Raw genomic sequence first — 10,161 nt, 5'->3', positions numbered from 1 at the left:
GTCCCCTCGCTCCGTTCTTGCTCCCGGGAGGACCGCGCTGAACGCCCCATCCTGGGGCGCAGCGCTTGACGGGCATCCATGCCCGTCACCTCCCTTCGCAAGAACTCCGCTCGGCCTCCTGAAGTCGCAATTGGTGTTGCCTGATCTACCGCGCGCTTAGAAGCAAAAGCAAACAGCAACAACAAGAGCGAACAACAAGAGCGAACAACAAGAGCGAACAACAAGAGCGAACAACAAGAGCAAGTTACTCGTATCTCAGTCGTCGGTCTCTCCGGGACTTTCATGAATTGTTGACGATCTTTTCACGCGGTCCCCTTTAGCGTCGCCTGCCAACCGATCCGGCAGGCAACCGCGCTCTGAGGCACACGTGTCCCGTACAACTCCCCCCGCTAGAAAATCCATCGACTGGCCCGGCCTCGGCTGGCTCCTGCTGTTCTTTTGGTACTTCTCCGGCATCACCCAGGCTCTGCTGTTGTTCAGCGGCACCACCGGCTTCGCCGGCTTCCGTGACGCCCTGTTCCTCAGCAGCCTGTGGCTGGCACCGGTCCTGCTGCTACCCCGCCTGACCCGCCCCCTCGCCGCCCTGATCGGGCTGGTGTTGTGGGCCAGTTCGCTGGTCGGCCTGAGCTATTTCGCCATCTACCGCCAGGAGTTCTCGCAAAGCGTCATCTTCGTGATGTTCGAGTCCAACACCACCGAGGCCGGGGAATACTTCAGCCAATACTTCAGCGTCTGGCTATGCCTGGGGCTGCTGCTCTACAGCGCGATCGCCGTGCTGCTGTGGCGGCGCATCCGCCCGGTCACCCTGCCGTTGTACAGCCGCCTGCCGGTGGTCGCCGTGTTACTGACAGCAACCCTGGGTTACCCGTTCTACAAGCAGATGGTCTCCCAACAACGCAGCTTCGTCGACGCCCGGGAAAAGGTCGAACAGCGCATGGCGGCCGCGGTGCCTTGGCAACTGGTGGTCGGCTACCGGCAATACCGCCAGCAACTGGACAACATGCAGGCCCTGCTGGAGCAGAACGCCGCCCTGCCGCCACTAAAGAACCTCAAGGACAACAGCGGCGACGCGCCACGCACCCTGGTGCTGGTACTGGGTGAGTCCACCACTCGCGAGCACATGCACCTGTACGGCTACAACCGCGACACCACACCGAACCTCGACGCCCTGGCCGCCAGCGACAAGGGCCTCACCGTGTTCCGCAACGTCGTTTCGCCACGCCCGTACACCATCGAAGTGATGCAGCAAATCCTGACGTTCGGCGATGAACAGCATCCTGATCGCTTCCTCACCGACCCGTCGCTGATCAATCTGATGAAACAGGCCGGCTACAAGACCTTCTGGATCACCAACCAGCAGACGATGACCAAGCGCAACACCATGCTCACCACCTTCTCCCAGCAGACGGACATGCCGGTCTACCTGAACAACCAGCGCAACCAGAACGCCAGCCAATACGACAGCGTGGTCCTGGCGCCTTTCGAAAAAGCCCTGCAGGACCCGGCCGGCAAGAAGCTGATCATCGTCCACCTGCTCGGCACGCACATGGATTACCGCTACCGCTATCCGGCCGGCTTCGACCACTTCAAGGACCACACCGACGCGCCGGCGGCGCTGTCCCCCGACCAGGTACAGACCTACAACTTCTATGACAATGCCGTACGCTACAACGACTTCGTCGTGTCCGACCTGATCAAGCGCTATTCGGCCAGCACACCGAACGGTTTCCTGCTGTACCTCTCCGACCATGGCGAGGATGTCTACAGCTCAGGCAATCATGATCGCCTCGGCCGCAACGAAGCCGACCCGACCCGGCCGATGTACACCATCCCCTTCCTGCTCTGGACCTCGCCCAGCTGGCAGGCGGCGCACCCGCGCGACCTGCAGTCGATGACCGACCGCCCCTACAGCAGCGCGCACCTGATCCACACCCTGTCCGACCTGGCGGGCCTGAGCTACGACCGCTACGAGCCGGCCAAGAGCCTGGTCAACGATGCCTTCGCCGCCAGCCCACGCTGGATCGGCGACCCGTATGCGAAAAACGGGCTGCACGAATTCGACAAACTGCCCGGCGCCCGAACGAAACAGGAGCAGCGGACCGCCAGCAGCGACACGGTTCGCCCTGACGAAGGCTGACAGCCCGCGACAAGGCCGCCCTCATACCAATCCCTCCGCTTGAAGGGACACGCCCCCAAAACCGATATCTGGTCTCTCAGATATCGGTTTTTTGTTGCATCAATGATGAATAAATTTCCGCCATATTGTTTCGTACATTTCATGAAAAATACAAAACGACAATATCCCACTTCAGAATGACGTCACTGCATCTCAGCAAATACGGGAAACTCAGATGAATACGTGCGAATACCCGCTTTGGCACATGATCAAAACGACGAAACAAAACATTCCAAAATGGAATGATGTAGCAACTAATTGTCGTTTGTTGAGAACGCCTTTCAACGCCAATACTGATTTCAATCAATGCAATCGCGACCGCCGCGGCACTGGAGAAGCCGCCGGCCGACCGGCGCCCAAACCGCGCCTGTCACCTGCAACTGGAAGTGGTCAGATCACAACAAAAACAACAACTCACCCGAATGCAGATCCAATAGGTTGCCCATGACCCATTCGAACAACAATGCAAACTTGACTGCCGCAACCCCGCCTTCCGGACACCTCAAACGCACCCTCACCAGCCGCCACCTGAACATGATCGCCATCGGCGGCTCCATCGGCACCGGCCTGTTCGTCTCCTCCGGTGCCACCATCGCCCAGTCAGGCCCCGGCGGCGCGCTGCTGGCCTTCGCGGTAATCGGCCTGATGGTCTACTTCCTGATGACCAGCCTCGGTGAAATGGCCGCGTGCATGCCGGTCAGCGGCTCGTTCTCCACCTATGCCTCGCGCTACGTGGAAGAAAGCTTCGGTTTCGCCCTGGGCTGGAACTACTGGTACTCCTGGGCCGTGACCATCGCCGTGGACCTGGTGGCCGTGCAGATCATCATGCTCTACTGGTTCCCGGACACCCCCGGGGTGATCTGGAGCGCGGCCTTCCTGGTGCTGCTGTTCGCCCTCAACGTCGCCTCGGTGCGCTTTTTCGGCGAGGCGGAGTTCTGGTTCGCCCTGATCAAGGTCATCACCATCATCATCTTCATCGCCGTGGGCGTGCTGATGCTGCTGGGCATCCTCGAAGGCGGCCAGGACGGCGGCGCCCACCTCTGGCAGATCGGCGACGCGCCCGTTGCCGGCGGCCTGCCGGCGCTGATCGGCGTGGCGATGATCGTCGGCTTCTCGTTCCAGGGCACCGAATTCGTAGGCATCGCCGCCGGCGAAACGGAAAACCCAGGGCGCAATATTCCCAAGGCCGTGCGTCAGATCTTCTGGCGCATCCTGCTGTTCTACGTGCTCACCATCGTCGTGATCGGCCTGCTGATCCCCTACACCGACCCACGGCTGCTCAAGGACGGCCTGTCGGACGTCACCATCAGCCCGTTCACCCTGATCTTCGCCAAGGCCGACATGCTCGCCGCCGCCGCCGTGATGAACGCGGTGATCCTGACCTCGGTGCTGTCCGCCGGCAACTCGGGCATGTATGCCTCCTCACGCATGCTCTACAGCCTGGCGCTGGAGCGCAAGGCGCCGGCCATCTTCGCCCGGGTGACCCGCAGCGGCACGCCGGTCTGGGCGCTGCTGGCCACCGCCGCAGTCGCCGGCCTGTGCCTGCTGAGCTTCCTGTTCAGCCCCGGCAAGCTCTACCTGTGGCTGCTCAACACCTCCGGCATGCTCGGCTTCATCGCCTGGCTGGGCATCGCGATCAGCCACTACCGTTTCCGCCGCGGCTACCTGTTCCATGGCCACGACCTGGCGAAACTGCCGTATGTCTCGAAGTACTTCCCGTTCGGTCCGCTGTTCGCCTTCGGCCTGTGCATGGTGGTGATGCTCGGGCAGAACTACCAGGCGTTCATCGGCGGGCAGATCGACTGGATCGGTGCCTTCGCCACCTATGTCGGCTTGGTGCTGTTCGTGGTGGTCTGGTTCGGCCACAAGCTGGTCACAGGCTCCAGGGTGGTGCGGTACAGGGAAATGGACTTCTCCAGTATCGAGATTCGCAAAGCCGAACGCAGCAAGGCAGAGCCCGCCGGCGATGCGCTCGCGGCCAGCCAGCAACCCGCCTGAACACTCCATTGGCGGACCCGCCCCGGTCCGCCCATCACTGCCCCGGGACCCTGATGAACAGCACCTTCGACTCCTACTACGAAGCCACCGCCAGCAGAACCTTCTACCCTGCCCAGAGTGGGCGCACCGATACCCGCGTGTGCATCCTCGGTGGCGGCCTGGCCGGCCTGTCGACCGCGATAGGGCTTGCCGAGCGCGGGGTGAGCGATGTGACGATCCTCGAGTCGCAACGCGTCGGCCATGGTGCCTCGGGACGCAACGGCGGCTTCGTCTTCGGCGGCTACAGCCTTGGCAACGCCGACCTGCTATCGGCGCTGGGCGCCAACGAGGCACGCAAGCTGTATCGACTGACACTCGACGCCGTCGACCTGATCCGCGAACGCACCCGCCGCTACACCATCGACTGCGACCTGATCGACCAGGGCGTGATCCTCGCCAACTGGTTCAACGACCCGTCGCGCCTGGAGAATCCGCGCCAGCTGATGAAGCAGGCCTATGGCGTCGACTGGCAATACATCGCACCCGGCGAACTGAAGGAACAGCTCAGGACCGAGCGCTATTACGGCGGGTTGCTGGAGCGCAACGCATTCCACTTCCACCCGCTCAAGTACGTCTGCGGCATCGCCCAGACTGCCGCCCAGGCCGGGGTGACGATCTACGAGCAGTCGCCGGTGACCGGTATCGAGAAGAAAGCTGGCGGCTATATCGTGCGCACCGACCAAGGCGAAGTACATGCCGAGGAGGTGGTATTCAGCGCAGGGGGCTATGCCCGCGGCGTCTACGCCCCGATCGAGCGCGCCGTGCTGCCGATCGCCACCTACGTGGTAGCTACCCCGCCATTGGGCGCGCGCCTGCCGGATGCCATCGACTGCCAGTCGGCCATCTACGACACCCGCTTCGCCTTTGATTACTACCGCCCGCTGAAAGACACCCGGATCCTCTGGGGCGGGCGCATCTCCATCCTCGATCGCGGGCCACAGGCCATCGCCAAGCTGCTCAAGGCCGACCTGGTGAACGTCTATCCGCAACTCGAGGACGTGGCACTGGAATACGCCTGGGGCGGCCTGATGAGCTACGGACGCCACCAGATGGCGCAGATCGGCCAGGACGCCAACGGCATCTGGCACGCCGTCGGCTTCGGCGGCCACGGCATGGCACCGACCACGGTCGCCGGCGAAGTCCTGGCGGACGCCATCGCCCGTCGCCTGCCGATCCCGAGTGGTTTCAGCCGGTTCGGCCTCGAACGCACCTTTGGCCTGGCCGGCCTGGTGGCAGCTCAGGCCACCTACACCGCCTACCAGGCACGCGATGCCTTCGATGCGCGGCGGCTGAACCGTTGACGCCGGTATTCCATTGATGGCATGCCGATCATGCGCATCGGGGTAACCCAAACGTGTACAGCGGCGAGAAGGTCACGGTGCCCCTCAGCCCAAGCGCACTACCGCGTGCTTGACCTTGTCGAGCAACTCCGACATTTTGAATGGCTTCACCAGCATTTCCATCCCTGTCCCCAGGAACGCCTGGCGGTCCAGCGCCGCATCGGCGTACCCGGTCATGAACAGCACCGGCAACCCTGGTCGATGCAACCGTGCGATGTCAGCCAGCTCTCGCCCACTCATGGTCGGTAGTCCGACATCGGTCAACAGCAGGTCGATGCTCTCCTCCTGCTGCAGGTATTGCAACGCCTCATCGATGGTCGACGCCAAGGTGCAACGGTACCCGGCCTCGCCCAGCGCCTCGGCCACCGACAGTCGGACCGAGGCCATGTCCTCGACGATCAACACGTGCTCGCCATTGCCCTGCTGGTCATTCCCTACCTCGCGGTCCAGGCTGACCGCCGCCTCGTCGCTGGCCGGCAGCAACAGCGTCACCTCGGTGCCCTTGCCAACCACACTGCGCAGCTCCACATGGCCACCCGACTGGCGGGCGAAACCATAGATGGTCGACAAGCCCAGGCCAGTGCCCTGGCCGAGAGGCTTGGTGGTGAAGAACGGATCGAAGACCTTGTCGAGCAACTCGGCCTCGATTCCACTGCCGTTGTCGCGCACGGTCACGGCCACGTAGGCGCCATCGGCGAGGTTGGCGTCGCCGTGGCACCAGGCCGCCGAAGTGTTGACCCAGATTTGCCCGCCCTTGGGCAGCGCATCGCGGGCGTTGATGACCAGGTTGAGCACCGCGCTTTCAAGTTGCACCGGATCGACCAGGGCGATGGCCGGCAGGGTGGACAGGTCCAGGGTGAGGGTGACTCGCTCACCGATCGTGCGGGTCACCAGTTCCTCCAGCGAGCGTATGTGCTGGTTGACGTCCACCGGACGGGTGTCGAGCGGTTGCTGGCGGGCAAAGGCCAGCAGCCGCTGGGTGAGCACGGCGGCGCTGTTGGCCGAGCTCAGCGCCACCTCGGCATACTTCGGCACCTTTTCCACACGGTTTTCCGCCACTCGTTTGCGGATCAGCTCAAGGCTGGTGATGATGCCGGTCAGCAGGTTGTTGAAATCGTGGGCGATTCCCCCGGTGAGGCTGCCCAAGGCATCCATTTTCTGCAACTGCAACAGTTGCGCCTCGGTGCGCACGCGCTCGGCCACTTCCCTGGCCAACTGGCTGTTGGCATCGTCCAGGCGTGCCAGGTGCGAGCGCTCGCGGTGACGGTGTTCGGTGATGTCCTCGACGAACACCAGACACAGGCCAGGCGCCTGGTACGGCGACAGTTGCCACTCGGTGTCGCGCGGTTGCCCCTGCAGGCGCATGCCCAGCGTGCCTTTCCAGCGTTCCCCCGCCGCGAGGTGCTGGCGCAACTCCTCGAGCGCCTTGACCTGGCCTTCGGCGAAGCACTCGTGCAGACACTGCGGGTCGCGGTTGTCCTGTACCAGGTGGGCGAAGGCCTGGTTGCATTCGTGCACCTTCAAGTCGCCATCGAGCACGGCGATGGGGGCGGACACACCCCGGAAGATTTCCTGGAAGCGCGCTTCGCTCTGGCGCAAGGCCCGCTCGGTGTCGCGCACTCGCAGCAGGGTGCGCAGGGTGGCAAGCAGCACGTCCGGGTCCACCGGGTGGATCAGATAAGCATCGGCACCGGCGTTCAGGCCAGTAATGATATCGCCGCTCTGGACCGATGCCGCCGACACGTGGATCACCGGCAACAGCGCCGTGCGGCTGTCCTCGCGCAGCAACCGGACAATGTCGAAACCGCTCATGTCCGGGAGGTTGACGTCGAGGATCAGCGCATCCACTTGCTCGTCACGAATCAGCGCCAGCCCCTCCCCGCCGGTACCCGCTTCGAGCACTTCGTAGCCGTGCGCGCCGAGACGGCGGCGCAGGGCGTAACGGGTGGCGACGTTGTCGTCGACGATGAGCAGGCGCAGGTCAGGTTTCATCCACGCTCTCCTGGGCCAACGCCAGCGGAATGATCACGAAGAAAGTGGAACCGACCCCTGGCTCGCTGTGCACGCCTACCTCCCCGCCCAGCAGCGTGACGAAACGCTTGCATAACGACAGCCCCAGGCCGGTGCCACGCAGGCGTTTCTGCAAGGGTGAATCGAGCTGTGCGAAATCCTCGAACAACGTGCCCAGCAGCTCCGAGGCAATGCCAATGCCTGTATCGCTGACGGCGAAGCGGATGTGCTGCGCATCGACGAGTTGCGCCGACACCCGCACTTCACCGCGGGTAGTGAACTTCAAGGCATTGGAGATGAAGTTGCGCAGGATCTGCGCAAGCTTCTTGTCGTCGGTATAAAGGCGCGGCAGGCCCACCGGCTCTTCGAAAATCAGGTCGACCGCCGTGGCGTCGACGATCGGCCGAAACATCCCGCGCAGCGCCGCGAACAGGTCGAACATATCGAACCAGGCCGGCGAGATGGTAATGCGCCCGGCTTCGATCTTGGCGAGGTCGAGGAGGTCGTCGACCATGTCCGACAACTCGCGGGTCGCATTGCTGACAAATGCAACCTGGCGGTGCTGCTCTTCCGACAGCGGCCCGTCCAGCTCGTCGGCCAGCAGGCTGGTGATGCTCAGTATCGAGCCCAGCGGGGTGCGGAACTCATGGCTCATGTACGACAGAAAGCGACTTTTAAGGTCGGACGCCTGGCGCAACTGCTCAGCCTGGATGTCCAGCTCGGCATACAAGGCCAGCACGCCTTGATTGGTTTCTTCGAGCTCGGCGCGCAGGGCCTCGTTTTCGGCCTGCAGCCGCGCGAACTGCTCGGCGTCTCGCATGGTAGGCTCAGCCATGGTCTGGCTCCAGGTCGATCACCAGCACCGTCACATCGTCCCGCCCCCGGCAGAAATCCCGATGCAGCACGGCAGCAATCACCGCGGGGTGGCGATGCACCAACCCAGGGTAGTCTTGTAGATTCCAGCGCGACTGCAGGCCGTCGCTGTAGAGGATCAGCAGGTTGCCGGTCACGTCAGCGTAGTCGAAGACCTGGGCTTTGCGGTATTGCCCGCCGACGATACCTGGAAGCGAGGGCATGCCGCGCATGCGAGTCGGCGCCACCAGACTGGCGCCGATGTTGCCGATGCCAGAAAAGGCCATATGGCCACTGTGCAGATCGTGCTGTGCGATGGCAACCGCGCCGCCCCGGGTGCTGCACATCGCCAGGTGCAGCCGCTCGATCAGCAAAAGTGGGTCGAGAAAGGCGTCCTCGGCGAATGCCGCTGCCGCGCTCAGGGCCGCCTCCTCGGCATCCGGGCCATGCCCCAGGCCGTCGACCAGCAAGGCGCTGAGACGCCCGCGGGTGAGCGCGACGTGCCAGGTGTCGCCGCAAGCCGGGTCATCATGCAGCGCGTGATGGCTGACGCCGATGCGCAGGTCACGACTCTCGGCAGTGCGTTGGTACACGCGGGCCATGATTACCGAGCCGCGGGCGTCGGTGTGCATGTCGAACACCTCGGCCATACGTGTCACCGCGCCCAGGCCGATGCCCTGTGTACCACCAGTGGAATAGCCGTCGGCGAGGCATGTCTGGGCATCGAACCCTTGAGCCCGGTCCACTGCCAGCAACTCGATGCCCAGGCCGTTGGCACCGGGCACGCTGCGCAAGTGCAATGCACCCTCTCCGGCATGCTTGAGCACGTTGCTGGCCAGCTCGGTAGCCAGCAACGCCACACGACCGGCGTCCTCGTTGTCGAAGCCTTGTTGCTCGGCCAGGCGCTGTGCGGTGCGCCGGGCGTGGCCGATCTGGCTACCCTCTTCCAAGGGCAAGACCAGCGTCCGGCTGGCAGATATGTTCATATCCATCGCGTGATCGTCACCCGCGTGCCCTCGCCTGGCACGCTGTCGAGCTCGAACTCGTCCACCAGACGGCGTGCGCCGGTCAGGCCCAGGCCCAGGCCATTGCCGGAGGTCCAGCCATCGGTCAGGGCCAGCTTCAGGTCGGCGATACCCGGCCCTTCGTCGCGGAACAACAAGCGCACTCCTGTGCGGCCCGCCTCTTCGAGCACCTGCCAATCCATGTCGCCCCCACCGCCATAGATCACGGTGTTACGCGCCAGCTCGCTGACAGCGGTGACCAGCTTGGTCAGGTCCACAAGGCGCATGCCGCAATCGCTGGCCAGTTTGCGCGCCAATTGCCGGGCCAGTACCACGTCCTGCTCGATGCGTACCGGCAGGCTGCCACTGTGCTCGCCGTTCATGGGTGCCTCACGTATTGGCTGAGCCGCTGCATGCCTCGCTCCACATCCAGCGCCGTGCTCACCCCAGGCAAGGTCAAGCCCAGCTCCACCAGGGTAATGGCCACGGCCGGCTGCATGCCCACCACCATCACCTGGGCATCCATCAGCCGCGACAGACTGGCGATGTCAGCGATCATCCGGCCAATGAACGAGTCGACCATGTCCAGCGCCGAGATGTCGAGCAACACACCCCGTGCGGAGGTGGCGCTGATGCGGTCGGTAAGGTCGTCTTGCAAGCGCATGGCCAGCTTGTCATGCATGTCGACCTGGATGGTCACGAGCAGAAACTCGCCCATCCGCAGAATCGGGATACGGTCCAT

General features: G+C 63.6%; 9 protein-coding genes. 4 read left to right on the top strand and 5 right to left on the bottom strand.

Annotated features, from left to right (window positions below; all coding sequences use genetic code 11):
* Nucleotides 1–367: 367 nt before the first annotated feature.
* From ACVWZ5_RS20525 to ACVWZ5_RS20510, 4 genes are all read left to right on the top strand, one after another.
* Nucleotides 368–2,137 (top strand): phosphoethanolamine transferase CptA, encoded by a 1,770-nt coding sequence (locus ACVWZ5_RS20525; protein WP_084943014.1) that lies wholly within the window; start codon nt 368–370, stop codon nt 2,135–2,137.
* A 214-nt stretch (nt 2,138–2,351) separates the two neighbouring features.
* On the top strand, nt 2,352–2,624 hold the full coding sequence (locus ACVWZ5_RS20520; protein WP_457340811.1) for a hypothetical protein: 273 nt from the start codon (nt 2,352–2,354) through the stop codon (nt 2,622–2,624).
* Nucleotides 2,621–4,174, top strand: coding sequence for an amino acid permease (locus ACVWZ5_RS20515; RefSeq protein WP_084943011.1), 1,554 nt, complete (start codon nt 2,621–2,623; stop codon nt 4,172–4,174). Before ACVWZ5_RS20520 ends, ACVWZ5_RS20515 begins: the two co-directional genes overlap by 4 nt.
* Nucleotides 4,175–4,227: 53 nt before the next feature.
* Nucleotides 4,228–5,514 (top strand): NAD(P)/FAD-dependent oxidoreductase, encoded by a 1,287-nt coding sequence (locus ACVWZ5_RS20510; RefSeq protein ID WP_457340810.1) that lies wholly within the window; start codon nt 4,228–4,230, stop codon nt 5,512–5,514.
* 84 nt (nt 5,515–5,598) lie between these two features.
* Here the strand turns inward: ACVWZ5_RS20510 and ACVWZ5_RS20505 are convergent, their stop codons facing one another.
* Genes ACVWZ5_RS20505 through ACVWZ5_RS20485 form a run of 5 tightly spaced genes read right to left on the bottom strand, consistent with a single transcriptional unit; the run spans nt 5,599 to nt 10,161 of the window.
* The gene (locus ACVWZ5_RS20505; RefSeq protein ID WP_062574884.1) at nt 5,599–7,545 is read right to left on the bottom strand and encodes a response regulator; all 1,947 of its coding nucleotides are present in this window, start codon (nt 7,543–7,545) and stop codon (nt 5,599–5,601) included.
* On the bottom strand, nt 7,535–8,398 hold the full coding sequence (locus ACVWZ5_RS20500; RefSeq protein ID WP_062574885.1) for a sensor histidine kinase: 864 nt from the start codon (nt 8,396–8,398) through the stop codon (nt 7,535–7,537). The genes ACVWZ5_RS20505 and ACVWZ5_RS20500 overlap by 11 nt, the downstream gene beginning before the upstream one ends.
* Nucleotides 8,391–9,401, bottom strand: a complete 1,011-nt coding sequence (locus ACVWZ5_RS20495; protein WP_062574886.1) for an ATP-binding protein — start codon at nt 9,399–9,401, stop codon at nt 8,391–8,393. The genes ACVWZ5_RS20500 and ACVWZ5_RS20495 overlap by 8 nt, the downstream gene beginning before the upstream one ends.
* A complete protein-coding gene (locus tag ACVWZ5_RS20490; RefSeq protein WP_062574887.1) occupies nt 9,398–9,802 on the bottom strand; it encodes an anti-sigma regulatory factor in 405 nt (134 codons plus the stop codon). The genes ACVWZ5_RS20495 and ACVWZ5_RS20490 overlap by 4 nt, the downstream gene beginning before the upstream one ends.
* Nucleotides 9,799–10,161 (bottom strand): STAS domain-containing protein, encoded by a 363-nt coding sequence (locus ACVWZ5_RS20485; RefSeq protein ID WP_260271263.1) that lies wholly within the window; start codon nt 10,159–10,161, stop codon nt 9,799–9,801. The genes ACVWZ5_RS20490 and ACVWZ5_RS20485 overlap by 4 nt, the downstream gene beginning before the upstream one ends.

The organism is Pseudomonas sp. TE6283 (assembly GCF_054060555.1).
This window is presented reverse-complemented; position numbering and strand designations above follow the sequence as displayed.